Annotated in this window: 22 protein-coding genes; 18 read left to right on the top strand and 4 right to left on the bottom strand. The window is 46.3% G+C overall.

The genetic code is table 11. The annotated features are described in order from the left end of the window. Positions 1–26: 26 nt before the first annotated feature. The 4 genes from IPP66_07435 to IPP66_07420 all read right to left on the bottom strand — a co-directional run bounded on the left by IPP66_07435 (position 27) and on the right by IPP66_07420 (position 4,306). Positions 27–989: a glycosidase gene (locus IPP66_07435; protein MBK9925110.1), complete on the bottom strand. Its 963-nt coding sequence runs from the start codon at positions 987–989 to the stop codon at positions 27–29. Beyond that, positions 889–3,255 carry a glycosyltransferase family 4 protein gene (locus IPP66_07430; GenBank protein MBK9925109.1) on the bottom strand — a complete coding sequence of 789 codons (2,367 nt, stop codon included), beginning with the start codon at positions 3,253–3,255 and terminating at the stop codon, positions 889–891. The genes IPP66_07435 and IPP66_07430 overlap by 101 nt, the downstream gene beginning before the upstream one ends. Before the next feature lie 202 nt (positions 3,256–3,457). Continuing rightward, complete coding sequence (locus IPP66_07425) at positions 3,458–3,742, bottom strand: RNA-binding protein (protein MBK9925108.1); 285 nt, start codon at positions 3,740–3,742, stop codon at positions 3,458–3,460. A 117-nt stretch (positions 3,743–3,859) separates the two neighbouring features. Beyond that, entirely contained in the window at positions 3,860–4,306 is a 447-nt protein-coding gene (locus IPP66_07420) for an ester cyclase (protein ID MBK9925107.1), read from the bottom strand. A gap of 356 nt (positions 4,307–4,662) precedes the next feature. Between IPP66_07420 and IPP66_07415 the strand changes: the two genes are divergently transcribed. From IPP66_07415 to IPP66_07330, 18 genes are all read left to right on the top strand, one after another. After that, positions 4,663–6,219: a PAS domain S-box protein gene (locus IPP66_07415; GenBank protein MBK9925106.1), complete on the top strand. Its 1,557-nt coding sequence runs from the start codon at positions 4,663–4,665 to the stop codon at positions 6,217–6,219. Positions 6,220–6,254: 35 nt separating this feature from the next. Beyond that, positions 6,255–6,869 (top strand): response regulator transcription factor, encoded by a 615-nt coding sequence (locus IPP66_07410; protein MBK9925105.1) that lies wholly within the window; start codon positions 6,255–6,257, stop codon positions 6,867–6,869. Between the two features lie 190 nt (positions 6,870–7,059). After that, positions 7,060–7,650 (top strand): hypothetical protein, encoded by a 591-nt coding sequence (locus IPP66_07405; GenBank protein ID MBK9925104.1) that lies wholly within the window; start codon positions 7,060–7,062, stop codon positions 7,648–7,650. Positions 7,651–7,830: 180 nt separating this feature from the next. Then, a complete protein-coding gene (locus IPP66_07400; protein MBK9925103.1) occupies positions 7,831–8,208 on the top strand; it encodes a GlsB/YeaQ/YmgE family stress response membrane protein in 378 nt (125 codons plus the stop codon). Positions 8,209–8,350: 142 nt separating this feature from the next. Next, on the top strand, positions 8,351–9,301 hold the full coding sequence (locus IPP66_07395; GenBank protein ID MBK9925102.1) for a GGDEF domain-containing protein: 951 nt from the start codon (positions 8,351–8,353) through the stop codon (positions 9,299–9,301). Between the two features lie 149 nt (positions 9,302–9,450). Continuing rightward, positions 9,451–9,819, top strand: a complete 369-nt coding sequence (locus IPP66_07390; GenBank protein ID MBK9925101.1) for a response regulator — start codon at positions 9,451–9,453, stop codon at positions 9,817–9,819. Between the two features lie 67 nt (positions 9,820–9,886). Beyond that, positions 9,887–10,234: a hypothetical protein gene (locus IPP66_07385; protein ID MBK9925100.1), complete on the top strand. Its 348-nt coding sequence runs from the start codon at positions 9,887–9,889 to the stop codon at positions 10,232–10,234. Next, complete coding sequence (locus IPP66_07380) at positions 10,231–10,470, top strand: CsbD family protein (GenBank protein ID MBK9925099.1); 240 nt, start codon at positions 10,231–10,233, stop codon at positions 10,468–10,470. The genes IPP66_07385 and IPP66_07380 overlap by 4 nt, the downstream gene beginning before the upstream one ends. A gap of 94 nt (positions 10,471–10,564) precedes the next feature. Continuing rightward, positions 10,565–10,819, top strand: a complete 255-nt coding sequence (locus IPP66_07375; protein MBK9925098.1) for a GlsB/YeaQ/YmgE family stress response membrane protein — start codon at positions 10,565–10,567, stop codon at positions 10,817–10,819. Positions 10,820–10,905: 86 nt separating this feature from the next. Continuing rightward, on the top strand, positions 10,906–11,319 hold the full coding sequence (locus IPP66_07370) for a YggT family protein (GenBank protein MBK9925097.1): 414 nt from the start codon (positions 10,906–10,908) through the stop codon (positions 11,317–11,319). Between the two features lie 221 nt (positions 11,320–11,540). Then, positions 11,541–11,894, top strand: coding sequence for a YtxH domain-containing protein (locus IPP66_07365; protein MBK9925096.1), 354 nt, complete (start codon positions 11,541–11,543; stop codon positions 11,892–11,894). 14 nt (positions 11,895–11,908) lie between these two features. Beyond that, complete coding sequence (locus tag IPP66_07360) at positions 11,909–12,055, top strand: hypothetical protein (GenBank protein ID MBK9925095.1); 147 nt, start codon at positions 11,909–11,911, stop codon at positions 12,053–12,055. Between the two features lie 142 nt (positions 12,056–12,197). After that, positions 12,198–13,208 (top strand): BON domain-containing protein, encoded by a 1,011-nt coding sequence (locus tag IPP66_07355; GenBank protein MBK9925094.1) that lies wholly within the window; start codon positions 12,198–12,200, stop codon positions 13,206–13,208. A 90-nt stretch (positions 13,209–13,298) separates the two neighbouring features. Then, positions 13,299–13,703: a hypothetical protein gene (locus IPP66_07350; protein ID MBK9925093.1), complete on the top strand. Its 405-nt coding sequence runs from the start codon at positions 13,299–13,301 to the stop codon at positions 13,701–13,703. Between the two features lie 109 nt (positions 13,704–13,812). Further along, positions 13,813–13,971: a lmo0937 family membrane protein gene (locus tag IPP66_07345; GenBank protein ID MBK9925092.1), complete on the top strand. Its 159-nt coding sequence runs from the start codon at positions 13,813–13,815 to the stop codon at positions 13,969–13,971. Positions 13,972–14,132: 161 nt separating this feature from the next. Beyond that, positions 14,133–14,582 (top strand): CBS domain-containing protein, encoded by a 450-nt coding sequence (locus IPP66_07340; GenBank protein ID MBK9925091.1) that lies wholly within the window; start codon positions 14,133–14,135, stop codon positions 14,580–14,582. Then, a complete protein-coding gene (locus IPP66_07335) occupies positions 14,582–15,526 on the top strand; it encodes a hypothetical protein (protein MBK9925090.1) in 945 nt (314 codons plus the stop codon). Before IPP66_07340 ends, IPP66_07335 begins: the two co-directional genes overlap by 1 nt. Beyond that, positions 15,507–16,190 (top strand): hypothetical protein, encoded by a 684-nt coding sequence (locus IPP66_07330; protein ID MBK9925089.1) that lies wholly within the window; start codon positions 15,507–15,509, stop codon positions 16,188–16,190. Before IPP66_07335 ends, IPP66_07330 begins: the two co-directional genes overlap by 20 nt. Positions 16,191–16,229: the final 39 nt, after the last annotated feature.

Genomic DNA, 16,229 nt, shown 5'->3' with positions numbered 1-16,229 from the left:
CCATAGCTGAGAAACATCAGGCATTCTTATGACTGACCGTGCTTTCCCAGCCAGTCAAGCATTGATCTTACACTTCCTGTTGCCAATGCAATACTTGTATCGGCCGCACCATAGTAGATGCGGAGGGTATCGCCATCGGGCGCAAGGGTATAACCACAGGGAAAGACTACTTTGTCGACATCCCCATGTAATTCGTATTTTTCCTCAGGACTAAACACCCACTCATCACCACGTTTCAAGCAACGCTCCGGTTCATTCAAATCGAATAATGCGAGCCCTAATCGGTAAATTACACCCGCCCCATTTTGTTTTACACCATGGTAGATCATCAACCAACCTTCAGGTGTTTCGATCAGAGGCGGCGAAAGACCTATCTTATTGGCATCCCACCAGCCGCCAAAGCGCGCCTCCAGTATCTTTTTGTGGTTACCCCAATTCGTTAAGTCTGATGAGTACGATATCCAAATATGTGCCCTTGTTGTAGAAACGGGACGATGGATCAAGGCCCATTGACCGTTGATCCTATGTGGCAGAAGTGCTGCATCTTTATCCTCCGGTTGCATAATGACGCCGTAGCGTTCGAAGGAATGAAAGTCTTTTGTGAGCGCCAGTGCCACACCGGGACCGCCACTTGCGTAGGCGGTATAAACGATTGCATATTGTTCCAATTCAGGGACATAAGTGATACGTGGATCTTCCAATCCCCACAGTTCATCGGGATAACGTTCCGGGTCTGCCATAAAGGTGGGTTGAGAATCGATCTGCCAGTTATCGATCCCATTGACAGAACGTGCAGCACACAAATGAGAATGACCGCGACGATCTTCAACGCGGCACAATAATAAAGTAGTTCCATCTGCCAGTAACGTGGCGCCAGGGTTAAATACACTATTGACTTGGTAAGGCCAACTTGAGGCTGTCAGGATCGGGTTGAGTTTGTGGCGTTGAAAAAGTTGTGTGGTTGGAGTGATCAATGTGAATATCCTCATGGGGCAATATGATATGTTCTGCAAGCCGTAGTTCCATTAAAGACTGGAGGAAGGCAAGCGTGGATTCGGCGCCCTGATTTTCGTTCAGGCGATCAGGATGCAAGCCATCGCGGCATCCACCGGTGGTGGGATCATATACAGAGACATACAGATCGTTACGTCCAAGAAACCATTCGAAGGCGCGGCGGGCCTCGGCATACCAACTCTTTGCGCCGGTACTGCGATATGCTTCAAGGCAGGCTGAGATCATCGCCTGCGCCTCGACAGGTTGTTGGTCGAAACGGGCACGCTCACCACCGCGTGTATAAAAGCCATTGGAACCTATGGGAACGAAATGCTTTCCCTCAGTATCAGCGTGCTGTAATTCAGCCAGCCAGTTAAGAGCCTCGAGTCCCACACGGGTCATTTCTGGATTTGACATGGATTGTCCGGATACCAGTAAAGCGTGAGGAAGGGCGGCATTGCAATACGTTAGCTTATCTTCAAACCAGTTCCATCCAGCCACATGGTTATCTTTGTACAGCGATAGCAATCGCCCTGCCAGTTCCTCTTGTACTTGAGTGACATGGCGATCACCGGCAAATCGTTGTAGGTACTCATGAATACCGAGCAATGCAAATGCCCAGGCACGCGGGCTTGTCGTATCGATGATGGCAAGCAATGATTGTTGGAAGACACGTCCCGCCATGTTATTAAGCGTAGGTGTGTTCGAACGTCCGATCACTATACCCAAAGCCCATAAGGCGCGGCCGTGGCTGTCATCTGACCCGCTTTCTTCCAACCAATTGCGCTGGTAATCCATAAAGTTGCGAAAGCGCTTGGTCTCTGCATTGAACGCATTCCAAATGAATGCCAGATAGCGGGTTTCCAATTCAATAGCGTCCTTGTTTCCCAATTCTTCCAGAAGTACACCGATCATCAATGCGCGGGCGTTATCGTCGGTTGTATAACCTTCGCGGTAATTAGGTATTGTAAAGATAGCATGTTGTAATATACCGGTGTCATCAGTGATGTGGCGTAGGTGATCCAGCTTAAGAGGAGGCAGTTCCCCAACACGTTTATCCAAAGGCTTGACCGCGTATTCCTCATGGGCAAAATAACGTCGTTCGGAACGGGCACGCTCAAATACTTCCATATAACGGCGGGCAACCTGAGGCCAGATCATATCGCGCCCAAACAAGTAGGCGCGCTTCCGCATGGCATCGCGCTTCGACTCGTTACTCAGTAGATCGATCACCTGGTCAGCTAATGCTTGTGGGTCACCAAATGGCACCAATGCGCCACGTTCATCGGCAAGCATTTCTTCGGCGTACCAATATGGCGTGGAGACAACCGCCTTGCCTGCGCCAAGCGTATATGCCAGCGTACCGGAGGTGATCTGCGCCACGTCAAGGTAGGGAGTGATGTATATATCCGCCGCGCTGATGAATTGAACCAGTTCATCCAAACTGACGAAGCGGTTATAAAAGATCACATTGGCTTCCACACCTTTTTCATGAGCCAGCCATTGCAAGGACAGGCGATACGTTTCGCCTTCGTTCTGCACTACATGAGGATGGGTGGCGCCAACAACAATATAAACAACATCAGGGTGTTTTTCCAGAATAGCAGGCAGAGCCGAGATGACATTCTCGATGCCTTTGTTTGCAGATAGCAAGCCAAAACTCAGAAGAACAGTTTTCCCTTCCACACCGAACAGGTCCTTGTGAAAGCTCGAGTCTACAAAAGGGATATCAGGGATGCCATGCGGGATGATGTCGATCTTATCGGGCGAGACGTGATATATCTTTTGCAAAAATTCTGCGCCTCGTTCGCTCATCACAACCACGCGATCTGAAAGAGAGACGATCTCTTCGAGCACACGGCGCTGATCGGGAGTGGGGTCGCGCAAGATCGTATGCAACGTTGTGACGATGGGCATCCGCAATTCACGTAAGAGTGCAAGGATGTAACTGCCTGCCTTCCCGCCATAGATCCCATATTCATGTTGCAATGAGACCATGTCCACGTTGTTGATATTCAAGAAATCAGCGGCACGGCGATAGGATTCGATATCCTTCTCGTCCAACTCGAATCGAACGCGCGGCGGGTATTCATACCCCGCCTCGGTATCGTTGACGGGCAGGGCAATACAGGCCGTGCCCTTATATTCCTCTGCGATGGACTCGCACAGGTCCGTGGTAAACGTAGCAATACCACATTGACGTGGCAGATAGTTGCCAATAAAAGCAATGCGCTTGATGATCGTATGGGCAGGCTTTTCCATAAAACTTCTCCTTTCAAACAACCTTATTTCAACAAACAACAATTAATGATGTATCAAAACTGAGAGCCTTTTCTTCAAAAAGGCTCCTGAACACGATCAGGTTTTCACTTAATTATTTTTTTATCTTTTCCAGGATATGCGTATTCATCCTGGGAGAACTGGTTCAACATACGTATGACATTACACTGAAATTCACGATGTTTTACAACTCAGAATCTGGCATTTTCTTGTCGCGGTTTCTTCTTGGATTTGCCAAACCAACTTTTAGCGCATGGTCTCTTAATAAATACAAATGAAACATGCTGATTGCCTTGTCGATCTCGCTTTGCGTATTCATCGTGATGAAAGCATACCCTTTAGGCAGACCATTCTGGGGGCTTTTGACTAAATCAAGCTGGACGATTTCCCCAGCTTGAGCAAACAACTCCATCAATTCATCAGAAGTTGTTGATGCAGGCAAATTCCCTACATATAGTTTGATCGCCATTTCAGACAACTTTCCACGAGAAGCGCTTCAAGACCAACCCTATAACTGCAAAACACAATTTACAACTTGATCCCCAACTGCTACTTTTATGTACAGATGGATGTTTTAGAGAATCAACTACATGGATGATGGTTTAACACCCAACAGACCGAGGATCGCTTTCAATCCTGCGCCGTCGGTCGGCTCGACAGCCCATGCAGAGATCTTGTTCTCTTTATTCACGGTGACCTTTGTCTTTTCAAGTTTCACAGAAAAAGCCTTGTTCGTGGCAGGGATCATTCCCATGTTCATGCTGGTCAGGTCGAATGGGCCGATGTGGGTTCCACTCAATTGCGAAGTGGACTTTACAACGTCACCATCAGTACCGATGACCTTAAAGTGATAGTTCAGATCTGGGAAAGCTGTCTTCAGGCTGGCGCTCATGCCAAGCCAGGTTTCTGCATTGATCGCGTCTGGAATGGGACCGCTGAATTGAAAATCAGCCGCGAGCATGGATCTGACGGCTGCGAAGTCACCCTTCTGGACTGAATCCATGAGGGCTTGTACGGTTTCTCTTTTATTCATACTATTTTCCTTTACTGCTAATAAACAAACTACTTTTCGCAAATGGGCACAGACGAAATAACTGTTCCTCTGGACCAGTCTCTATTCCCCCGAATCTTTATAAACTTATTGTTTATAAATTGCCAATATCAGTGTAACACACTATCAGGTCATAACACGCGGCAATATATGTACAACGCTGTCGCAAGTTAGGTAATAAAAATCACGAATATATCAAGAATCGTAAACTGGCTTTCAAATACTTATGTTTATTGTAGTATTATGAATATATCGATCAAGAGGGGACTATCGGCAAGTGAAAGGATTAACCGAATGCAACAAAACCAAATCAACGGGAAAGGGGACCGTGACCCAGCATGAGCAAAGAATTAAGTACCGAAGATAAAGAACAGCAATACCGGATTATTTTTGAATCTGCCAGTGATGGCATGATCATTAGCGATATTGGAACTGGCTGTATCGTAGATGCCAACCCAGCCGCCATTGAGATGCACAACTTTACACGCGAGGAATTCATAGGCTTGCACCTGACTGCATATATCCATCCCGACAGTCAGCTTCTATTCACTCAAGCTCCCAATGTAATGCAGTCGAAAGGCGGCTTGCTCGATGTGCCAGCGGTTCATTTGCACAAAGATGGTTCATCATTCTATGTGGATGCACGCAGAACCGCCATTCCATTCCAAGGGCGATCCTGTATGTTGAGTATCGTTCGGGATGTTACCGAACGGATCAATGCAGAACGCTTACTCCACGAACGTGTAGAGCTCCATACACGTGAGCAAGCCACTTTGTTGGATATTTCTCAAACACTGGCGTCTGCATTGGAACTCAAGCCGGGCCTGATCCTGGATCAATTACGAGTGCTGGTTGAATACACCCATGCCGAATTGTTCCTGCTCGATGGAACAGAGATGGTCGCTCTAGCTGTACGAGGGTCACAGCGCTTGGAAGAAACCATCCCCTTCCGCATACGACTTAAAGGCCCTGAAACCTTGATGAAGTTGTTCAATGGGCACCGGCCCGATCGTATTGCCGATGTGTGGAGCGCAGAACCGTCAGCGCAATTTCTTCGCTCGCTTTTGGATGATCAGGCCACTCTGTTGTTAAGAGGAGTGCAAGCGTGGATGTGGGTCCCAGTGGCGGTAAAGAATCGCGTCATCGGCAGTGTAGGAGTTGCACACATTCAGAAGAATTACTTTACAGCCCATCATGCAGACCTGGCGTTGACGGTGGCAAACCAAGCCGCCATTGCCCTGGTCAATGCGGAGCTCTATGAACACGCCCAGTCACTTGCCGCATTACAGGAACGCCAGCGCCTGGCACAAAACCTGCATGATGCCGTCAATCAATCGCTCTTCTCGGCTGGTTTGATTGCCGATGTCTTGCCGCGCTTATGGGACCGCGACCAGGATGAAGCGCGTAAATCGTTGGACGATCTGCGCCGATTGACCCGCGCCGCACAGGCCGAAATGCGCGCACTTCTGGCCGAATTGCGCCCCTCTGCATTGACCGATACAGATCTTGGCGACCTGTTGTATCTATTAGGAAGCGCTCTTTCGGGGCGCATCAACATCCCTGTCAAGGTTACGGTAGCAGAGGATGTTATCCTGCCTGCTGAAATACAAGTGGCATTCTATCGGGTATGTCAGGAAGCGCTGAACAATATCGCCAAGCATGCCAAAGCCAGCAAAGTTGATATCGATCTGATGCATGAAGATTCTGCCATTGAATTACGCATTCGTGATGACGGCGTGGGCTTTAATACAGAAGAAACATTTGCAGGTCATTATGGATTAGGCATGATGCGTGAGCGCGCAGATGCCGCCGGAACACAACTCTCAATTACAAGCCAGCCGGGCCAGGGCACTGAACTTATCATGCGTTGGGTGAGTGACCCACAGAAGGAGTGACCATGACCAGATCAAAATCTCATCCCATTCGTGTGATGCTTGTTGATGACCATGCGATGGTCCGTCGAGGGCTGGCGACCTTCCTAAAGGTTTTTGATGACCTGCAATTGGTGGGCGAAGCTGAAAGTGGCGAAGCCGCCATCCAGGTTTGTGCCGAGGTTCTTCCAGATGTGATCCTCATGGATATGTCGTTGCCGGGGATGGATGGGGCGACGGCGACGCACGCCATTCGCAAACAGTTCCCACAAATACAAGTCATCGTTCTGACCTCTTTTAAAGAGGGGAAGCTGATCAAGCAAGCGTTGGAAGCCGGTGCGATCGGATATTTACTCAAAGATGTTTCTGCAGATGACCTGGTGCAAGCCATCCGCTCTGCACACACCGGACGCGTCACTCTCTCGCCTGAAGTTGCTCAGTCTCTAGTAGAAACTACCAATCTGCCGCCGACTCCCGGTCAAGATTTGACAGAACGCGAACGTGAGGTGTTAGTTCTCATGATCGAAGGGCTAACCAACGTACAGATCGCTGGCAAATTAACTGTGAGCCCATCTACTATAAAATCTCATGTGAGTAGTATCCTTTCCAAGTTGGGTGTTGCCAGCCGCACCGAAGCAGTAACACTGGCGTTACGAAACCAAATTATCCACTGAAAATTGGTCTCCCCCAAATGACGGATATGAACACTCCCCAGCCGATGGATGCGACTGGGGAGTGTTCGTTATACGATTTGAGTACAGATGGGATCATTTGGATTTGTAATAATAGTTACAACGACATAAATCCCAGATATCGAAACAAGAAATAGAGCACGATATGTTTTTTTATTGAAAAAATCCCCACATGGCTGATCACTTTGATCGCGATTATAGTCTTCCTTTTCTTTTACCCCGGCGCATGGTGATTACTGCACTTACAGAGGCAACGTTGAAAAAAATCAAACTCCCCTTGCTATTCATTTCACTTGGAATTGTTCTTTACGCCTGCAACTTTCCGAGCGAGACCAGTTCGTCTACTCAGGTCACCAACCGTAACCCATCAAATCTGGTTGCTACGGTGATCTTGCGTGTCGATGCCACTCAAGCGAAAGCGGCAACCACCACGTCAATATCTCCTGCGCCATCGGAGACCGCCTTACCAATATCAACGCCGATCCCACCCAACACTCCTGTTTGGTCGCTCTATAATTATACGTGCGAGCTTGCTACGGGCGGCGGGACCATGACAATGAACCTTACATGGACCGATCGTTCCAATGGCGAAGAAGGGTATAAAGTCTATCGAGACGGGAAGGTTATCGCATGGCTGACGCCTAACTCCACATCTTATGTTGATGTTGCTTATGTCGCTGCGGGGAAAGTTCTGCAATATTCCGTTGAAGCCTATAACACAGCCTGGCAACTTAGCACTAGCACGATCACTTATGGTTGTTAATGATTGAAAATATTAAAAGCATCTAATTAAGTTTACTGAGCTAGCCTTTTCCATCTCCCCCAAGTAGTGGATACAAACACTCCCCGGTTGATGGATATAGCTGTGGGGCGTTTGTTATATGATGAGTTCATGGTCCGCGCAATCTCGTGTATCTATTAAGTTACTTAGGAGAATAAAATGATCAACTTTCTTATATGGATCGTTGTTGGCGCATTGATCGGTTGGGTGGCCAGCATCATCATGAAGACCAATGGTCGGCAGGGCCTTATCGCCGATATTATCGTGGGCATCGTCGGTGCATTTCTGGGCGGCTACTTTTTGAGTCCACTATTCAATGTTGGTACGATCAACGAAGGCGACTTTAGTCTCCCCGCCCTGCTAGTGTCACTGGGCGGTGCCGTCATCCTATTGGCAATCTCCAAGTTGTTTCGCAATATAGGCGGGTTCCTGGTGATTGTCATCATCGCTCTTGTCATACTCATATATGTCAACTGCTGGTCACTGGAATCTTCCACCGCGTTTTGCTCCACAGTCAGAGCATTTCCATTCCTGCAATAACTCTTTTCCCTTAAATGCATCTCCCAAGTGGTGGAGAGGCATACTCCCTGGTTATAGAATGTGCCCGATGAGTCAATAAAAGATCACGGCTATTTGTGTACTGAATTGTCGAGCTGTGGCTAAGAAAGATATCCTATACCCTATGAAGAATAGTATTACCCAAACTACAGATTTGGTTGATGTACAAAAAATAAAAACATCGGAACTTCGCTACCGACGTTTATTCGAAGCGGCACAAGACGGAATATTATTACTGGATGTGCAGACGGGAACGATCACGGATGTCAATCCTTTTCTGATCAACATGTTAGGATACACGCGCGAAGAGTTTGTAGAAAAGAAACTCTGGGAAGTAGGAGCATTCAAGGATATCGAAGCCAGCCGAGAAGCTTTCGAAGCCCTACAGAAGAATGAATACATTCGCTATGAAGATCTGCCCCTTAGAGCGAAGGACGGTCATCTCGTCCAGGTTGAATTCGTCAGCAATGTGTACCTGGTGGGCAGTGAAAAAGTAATCCAATGTAACGTCCGTGATATCACAAAGCGCAAACAGGCTGAGGAAGCCTTGGTCAAGAGTGAAGCGATGTTGCGTGAACAGTCTGTGCGGGATCATCTGACTGGAGTATTCAATCGACGTTACATGGAAGAGACCCTGGAGCGCGAGTTACTTCGAGCTGCACGCAAAGGGCTTTCACTGGGCATCATCATGTTGGATGTGGACGATTTCAAGCGATTCAATGATTCCTACGGTCATGCTGCGGGTGATGCAATATTGCGCGAATTGAGTAACTTGTTAATTAAACATGTTCGCGGAGATGATATACCCTCCCGTTATGGAGGCGATGAATTCATAATCATTCTGCCGGACGCGTCTCAGGAAACTACCATGGAGCGTGCCGAACTATTACGCGGGCATGCCCAGCATCTCAATGTCCAATTCGAAGAGCAAACTCTTGGGAGGATCACTCTTTCTCTTGGAGTGGTGAACTTCCCAAATAATGGCACTACAAGTACAGCATTATTAAAGGCTGTTGATCTTGTGCTTTATCGTGCCAAAAATGAAGGCCGTAATCGCGTAGTGGCGGAAATTTAAACTCAACTATTGTCAGGTGTATTTCACAAAAACGCTTCAAAATCCTTAGACAGAACATAAAGAACTTAATTTCTCTCCCCCAAGTGGTGGAGAAAAACACTCCCCAACGGCTGGATGTAGTTGGGGAGTGTTTGCTGTACTATGGATACATGACCAGAGTATATGTATCAGATGCCAAAACAGATGAACGCGCCGCGCTTCGCTTATTGATTCTTGATCTAAAGATGGAGATTGCTGGCGAGGCCACCGATTGGGCTACTACGTTGGTTCAGGTCCCTATCAACCGTATCGATATGTTGGTGATCGATTGGGACTTACTTCCCAACCCACCCGGTATGGCGTTGGATCAAATCCGTACAGCATGTCCGACTGCACTGGTTATTGTTCTCATTAGCCGTCTGAGCGCCCTCCAACAAGCTGCGCTTTCTGCCGGCGCCGATGCCTTTATCAGCAAAAGCGAGTTGCCCGAACGTGTGGCGGAACGCTTGCGCGATGTAGCCGCGAGCATCCGTCCGTGATGATTACGAAAAGGAACGATCTTGCTGTATCCGCAATTCGCCCAAACATTGAACGGAGAACCTGCTTATGAACAAGAATGATTTTGAAGGTAAGTGGAAGTTCATTCGGGATCAGTCCAAAACATGGTGGGATCTCTTAACGGAGGACGATCTAGTCAAGGTTGATAATGCCAAAATCAAATATTTTGAGTATGTCACCCGACTCCAACTGCGATATGAGTTAGACCGCCAGGTAGTCAAGGATGAGATCGACAAGCGAGTGGCAGAATACGAAACAGCACAACGCAGCCGAACGGTTATGTCTTTTATAGATAGATCAAAGTTATCCCAGCCCAAGTTTTTTAGGCTGATACCAATTAACGCCAACATAAAGTTGGAAAGCTTTTACAGAAGATCCAAGGAGGATCAAATATGAACAAGGATATATTCGAAGGTAAGTGGAAACAAATTCGTGGTGAGGCAAAAGCATGGTGGGGCAAACTCACCGACGACGATCTGGACCGCGCGGCAGGAAAATTGGAAGTGCTGACCGGCATAATCCAGGAAAAGTATGGCTATACCCGTGAACAAGCGGCCGATGAAATAAACAAACGAATGACAGAGTATGAAGCCAAACTTAAAAACAGCACGGCTACTACCCCATCTCCATAGTTTGTCAAAGTATATTCCCCCTTCTTTGTTTGAAAGAAGGGGCGGTCAAACACGACCATTTGTAAACCTGAAATATTCAAAAGGAGAATAGAAAATGAACCTGATCATATACCTCATCGCTGGAGCCATTGTTGGCTATATTGCCAGTAGGATCATGCGCACGAACTCACAACAAGGCTTGTTACTCGACATCGTTGTAGGTGTCATCGGCGCATTTCTGGCCGGTTATTTCATAAGCCCATTACTTGGCGTAGGGACGATCAATGATGCAATCACCATCCCAACCATGCTCGTAACATTGTTGGGCGCTGTCGTCCTGCTATGGATCGTCAGGTTAGTCCGCCGCTAATTTTGACAATGATGATTGTTCAGCTTTAGCTTTCAGTTATAAGAGCAGGCATATATGTTATATGCCTGCTCAGAAAGAAGATCCAAATGTCTAACGACAATAGAGTATCCGAAGTTAGAACATCCCAAAGTGAATCAGGAAGCGAACAACGCATTTTCACTTTTAAGGCCACCCAATTGGTATGGTTACTATTTGGGATTCTCGAGGTTTTGATTGGTCTTCGCATCGGGCTGATGCTGATCGGAGCCAATCCAGGTAGCCCCATAGTCGCATTAATTTATGGAATCACATCCCTATTTCTTTTCCCTTTTGTTGGGTTGCTTGGTTCACCAACATATGGAGGCATGGTCTTGGAAATCTCTTCCATATTCGCAATGCTGGTCTATGCTTTGATCGCATGGGTTGTTGAAAGAACGATCTGGCTGATCTTCTACCGTCCACGAGGAACAGCAGTAGCTGTTACCGAAACTACCACGAGCGAGAACCATAGTATTCGATAAGCGTTGGAAGCAAGAATGGGCAAATACCTTCATGCACAAATATCGGGTACACAGCGCATCTTCGCTTTTTTAGCATCTCTTCTTAAAAAATCAATTGGATTTTTTCGATTGACAGAAGAAGAACAAAGGAATGTAGGTGTTTCCCTTGATTACCCGGGATGCTAATAGTGACCTAGCGAATATTGTTGTTGTAAACGAATTCAATTAAAGGAGAAATCAAAATGATTAACGAGAAACGAGAATCAAAAATGCGCAATAATAATGTATTGGATATTTTAGTTGGCATGCTTGTGGGTGGTTTGGCCGGCGCCGTGACAATGTTGTTGCTAGCACCACAGTCTGGAGAAGATACCAGAGCGCAACTCATGGAAAAAGGCATCGAATTGCGCGATCGAACTACTGGGATAGTGGAAGATACCCTGTCACAGATACGTTCCAATACCAACAAAATCACCATGAGTGGACGTGAAAAGGCCAAAGAGTTATTACAGCAGGGTGAAGCCTTGGTGATTGAGCAATTGGACCATGTTGCTGAAGCCGCAAAAGCTGGAAAAAAGGCAATCCAGACTAGTTAGAGAAGGAGATTTACATGATCACCAGAAACATAGGATTTTTATTGCTGGGTATATGGCTTATTCTCACGGGCCTATCCGCATTTATCTCGATGGGCGGTTTGGGAGTTATCCTGGCGCTTCTTGCCATAGCAGCCGGCGTCTTTATTTTGCTAGGCCGCTAAACCGATCGTCACCCGGGAATTTCAACCGGGTGACTTTTACAAGGCTTGATCATATAGATGTTGATCGTGCATAACCTTCTGATACTGCAATAACGGCGCCAGAGTGTTGAAGACACACAAGCCGTTGAATGCGAGGAGAAAAGTGTCTCACACAGAATTACACGAAACAAATAAAGACGAGTTTTCCAGGTGTGAAGAAAGAGGGGAAATAAAGGGTTTTGGCAAAAGCCAACAAAATGATTCAACAATCAAGGAAGCCGTTTATCAAGCCCTTTGGATGGATAATGTTCTGCGAGCCATAGAATATTACGAGATCGACGTCCATGTAAAGAATGGAATCGTCTATTTGTACGGGCACATCGTGGGTAAAACCAGTCAGCTTCGGATCATGAACGCCATTCGAACTGTCCCTGGTATGTTGGGGACAATAAGTCATCTCGTTTTAGATGACAGACTCACTCTCGATGTTGCAGAATCCCTGGGAGAGTTGGAGCGTACTTATGCATGTAAGTTCTTTACAGGTACTTCGCATGGAGTAGTGTCTTTGAATGGAAATGTAAGTGACCAAAAGATAAAAATATTGGCAGAGAAATGCGCTGCTGCCAACCCTAACGTGCGCGGCGTGATGAATCATGTGCATGTTTTAGGAGTTGAATCTGACGAACACGAACAACCGTTTTTACAACCTGAAATAGGAAAAGCCATATATTTTAGCGACGGGGTCTCCGGAGTTGTAAAACAGGTAATCATAAATCCTAATAACCGGCGCGTGACCGCCATGATCATCCTGGGCAAATTTAGCAGTCAACAACAAGAGCTTGAATCCTTGAAGGATGAAAATGCGCGCCTTTCAGAGCAACTTATTGTTGTGCCCATGAATGTGGTTCGCTACTTAACCAAGGTCTCGGGATTCTTATATATCACAAGCAAAGAGAAAAGCCGATATATGGAATTCGACCCCTCCTATTTTTTTATACCGAAGAATAATTGGATGGCCCCTTATCCTTATTGCCCTAATGATGTGCTGTTTTCTGTTGAATATCAGGTTACTGATCATCAAATTGTATATGGACCTGATCAATTAATGTTCAAAGAGACACTGGGCGGCGCATCTTTCAAAGAACAATTTTTCTCAAATGACAGCTTGGCATGATAACAATGAAGAATCAACCATTTAGCCGTTGCCCTTATTATTTTTTCAGGCAATGAATTCCGCCTAACATATGCAAGAAAAAGAGAAATAATGGATAAAAAAGTAGGTTTATGGCTTGACCGCAAAAAGGCCGTTATTGTAAGTATTACCAATGATGGTGAAGCGAAAAGGATCATCGCTTCTGACATGGAGCATTACACCCTTTACTCCACAGTTGTTCCTGGCGATGGAGCGCCGGAAGAAATACGTGACAGGCGTTTCTGGAATCACATCAACGAATATTACGACAAGATCATTGCTCATATTCGTGATGCTGGAGAAATTCAAATTTTTGGACCGGAAGTTGCCAAACACGAGCTCAAAAAACGGCTTGATGCAGAAGGACTTTCGGAACGGATTGTCAGTGTGGAAAATACCGGGCAATTAACAAACGTCCAAATCTCAACCAGGGTAGAGAAACGTTTCCCTCCTCGATCACAATTTGACATTTTCTAATCGAAAATCCCCCAACTGGCGGAGAACAACACTCCCCGCCTGATGGATGTAATTAGTTGGTGTTTATCGTAAGATAAATACAGAGCAATAGCTCAAAAGGAGAAATATCATGCTTACTTGGATTATCATAATTCTACTCGTACTGTGGTTACTCGGATACTTCGGCCCAAATATCTCATCCAGTTTTCCGCGCACAGGCAATGTTGTCCACACGTTGCTAGTGATTGCTGTCATTCTCATTGTCTTGCGATTGTTAGGGATCGTATAAATCCCTAATTCTTTCGACTCAAGAGGATATTCCTTCCGTACATTAACAGTTTCCCCATATGTAATCGTATGGGGAAATGAAGTTTTCAACTAATACTGTTTATGATTGGCTATTCTCAATAGGCCATGAACAAACCACCATGCTTTCGCGGAGAACACTCTATGAAGAAGTGTAAAAAAATAATGACAAAGCAAATCGTTTGCTGTCTGCCAAATGACATGGTGGTAAAGGTAGCCGGGTTGATGAAGAGCGAGAACGTCGGGTCCATACCTGTTATTGAGAACGAACAAACCCGAAAACTGATCGGCATTGTGACCGATCGTGATTTGATGTTGAAGGTTCTAGCAGATGGGCTCGATGCAAAAACCACCAAGGTTAATGCAGTGATGTCACAAAACGTGGTCACGTGTCGATCTGGAGCAGATTTACAAAAAGCACTGGATGCAATGTCCGAACATCAACTACGTCGAATTCCTGTTGTAAATCGTGACAACAAAATCCTGGGGATCATTTCTCAAGCAGATGTGGCAACGCGCTATAACCATTCGCGAAAAACCGCTTCAATGATAAAGGGAATTTCGCGAACCTCCGCGAACCAAGAGAAGTCATAATGCGTCGCCACATGTATGGCAAATGTGCGTTGTGGTTGGTAGCTTTAATATTATTAACCCTAGCCGCCTGTTCATCCCAACCAGGCACATCATCTGTGAACAACTTATTAGTGGTTACATCAGCGCAAATAGTCGAATCGTGCGAAGCATGTGATCAGGCGACTCTGGCGATTGCACTCACCCGGGAGAAGAACGATTCCGATGGTCAGGCGGCAGCCACCGCCGAAATAATGCGCGCTCATGCACAGGCAACATTAAATTCAGTCAATGCAACATTAAGTGTGGCCCAAACCCAGGATCAAAATAATGCCAATGCAATTGCGGCACAGATAGCTGCTACAGCTGAATTTGAGCGTGCAAATGCACAGGCAACACTAAATTCGGCTGGCACTACACAGAGCGCTGCGATGACTCAGGATGCGATCCGCCAGACACAGGTAGTGGATATGGCAACAGTGAGCGCACAATCGTTGTTGATCCAACAAAATAAAGATGATCTTGCGGCTAACACACAGACAGCCATTGCCAATAATATCGCCACACAAACTCAGGCGGCCGCCGCAACATCACAATGGTATATCGACCAGGAACGCCAGCGTGAAGAACAAAGACAAGGACCAATCGCATTTCTTTGGGTATGGTGCTTTCCTGTATTTCTTTTAATGCTAGCAGGTTTGGCCCTTTGGGGATACTGGCGTCGATTAAAGATTCAACAGGACAATCAACGTCTTCTCGAAACCCCTATCAAAATACTGCCAGCGGCGACGAGCGAAATAACACATCATCAACATGACGATTCGTTACCGTACATAGAGAGTGACATTATAGACACCGATTATCAGCCGACGAAACCTGACGATCAGGTACGGGGGTGGCTTGAAGAAGTCAAACACAAACTATTAAGTCGCGACAAAGAAGGTGACGATGATCACGCCAACAATTGAGTCTCATCATTTTGAAAAAGAGGCACGGAGAGTTAGAAATCAGGTTTCGACCATTCTCACACGCTGGGGTCTATTGCCGCGATTTAAACGCTGGCGATTAACACAAGACCTGGAAACAGGAATGATCGTACTGTTTGGCATACTCAACAACCGTTACATAGCCGCGCATACGTCAACTCCATTCAGTGACTATTTCGACCCCCGTTTATTAAATGATCTTACAAACGAAATGCAATTACAAGTAGTGGCTTGTAACAGCGATGGTCTCCGTTACGCTATTATCCTGGATCGTGGCTCGCTCGGTAAACTGCCAACGCATATCGATTTCCCGTTTTTGGACAAAGACAAACTTTTTGTTCGTGTCGTTTATGACGATAAACCATTAGCAGAAGTGGTACAACCGCAAATCATCCCATCGCTAACAACTGTAGCCGACATTGTTGATGACCATGTGCTGGTACGTCAGGCGGTGGGAGCTTTCTTGAAAGTTTTTGACGACATCAAACTCAGAGATGATCTTGCCCAGAACCCTCCACAAAGTCCACCTAACATTGTGGTTATAGATGAGGGTGAATTCAACAAACGAGTCGCAGAACATGAAGCGAGTCGGCGAAGACACAAACATATCAAGAAATTATTTGGCAACGGTATCGAGGAAAAATGACAGCGAAATTGAATTTGATGTTTGTCACCATGTATGTAT

Source organism: Candidatus Defluviilinea proxima (assembly GCA_016721115.1).
GTDB lineage: Bacteria > Chloroflexota > Anaerolineae > Anaerolineales > Villigracilaceae > Defluviilinea > Defluviilinea proxima.
This window is presented reverse-complemented; position numbering and strand designations above follow the sequence as displayed.

Coding starts and splice junctions, on each gene's coding strand:
- IPP66_07435 (MBK9925110.1), bottom strand. CDS start 989: ATGAGGATATTCACATTGATCACTCCAACCACACAACTTTTTCAACGC.
- IPP66_07430 (MBK9925109.1), bottom strand. CDS start 3,255: ATGGAAAAGCCTGCCCATACGATCATCAAGCGCATTGCTTTTATTGGC.
- IPP66_07425 (MBK9925108.1), bottom strand. CDS start 3,742: ATGGCGATCAAACTATATGTAGGGAATTTGCCTGCATCAACAACTTCT.
- IPP66_07420 (MBK9925107.1), bottom strand. CDS start 4,306: ATGAATAAAAGAGAAACCGTACAAGCCCTCATGGATTCAGTCCAGAAG.
- IPP66_07415 (MBK9925106.1), top strand. CDS start 4,663: ATGAGCAAAGAATTAAGTACCGAAGATAAAGAACAGCAATACCGGATT.
- IPP66_07410 (MBK9925105.1), top strand. CDS start 6,255: ATGCTTGTTGATGACCATGCGATGGTCCGTCGAGGGCTGGCGACCTTC.
- IPP66_07405 (MBK9925104.1), top strand. CDS start 7,060: ATGGCTGATCACTTTGATCGCGATTATAGTCTTCCTTTTCTTTTACCC.
- IPP66_07395 (MBK9925102.1), top strand. CDS start 8,351: ATGAAGAATAGTATTACCCAAACTACAGATTTGGTTGATGTACAAAAA.
- IPP66_07390 (MBK9925101.1), top strand. CDS start 9,451: ATGACCAGAGTATATGTATCAGATGCCAAAACAGATGAACGCGCCGCG.
- IPP66_07385 (MBK9925100.1), top strand. CDS start 9,887: ATGAACAAGAATGATTTTGAAGGTAAGTGGAAGTTCATTCGGGATCAG.
- IPP66_07380 (MBK9925099.1), top strand. CDS start 10,231: ATGAACAAGGATATATTCGAAGGTAAGTGGAAACAAATTCGTGGTGAG.
- IPP66_07375 (MBK9925098.1), top strand. CDS start 10,565: ATGAACCTGATCATATACCTCATCGCTGGAGCCATTGTTGGCTATATT.
- IPP66_07370 (MBK9925097.1), top strand. CDS start 10,906: ATGTCTAACGACAATAGAGTATCCGAAGTTAGAACATCCCAAAGTGAA.
- IPP66_07365 (MBK9925096.1), top strand. CDS start 11,541: ATGATTAACGAGAAACGAGAATCAAAAATGCGCAATAATAATGTATTG.
- IPP66_07360 (MBK9925095.1), top strand. CDS start 11,909: ATGATCACCAGAAACATAGGATTTTTATTGCTGGGTATATGGCTTATT.
- IPP66_07350 (MBK9925093.1), top strand. CDS start 13,299: ATGGATAAAAAAGTAGGTTTATGGCTTGACCGCAAAAAGGCCGTTATT.
- IPP66_07345 (MBK9925092.1), top strand. CDS start 13,813: ATGCTTACTTGGATTATCATAATTCTACTCGTACTGTGGTTACTCGGA.
- IPP66_07340 (MBK9925091.1), top strand. CDS start 14,133: ATGAAGAAGTGTAAAAAAATAATGACAAAGCAAATCGTTTGCTGTCTG.
- IPP66_07335 (MBK9925090.1), top strand. CDS start 14,582: ATGCGTCGCCACATGTATGGCAAATGTGCGTTGTGGTTGGTAGCTTTA.
- IPP66_07330 (MBK9925089.1), top strand. CDS start 15,507: ATGATCACGCCAACAATTGAGTCTCATCATTTTGAAAAAGAGGCACGG.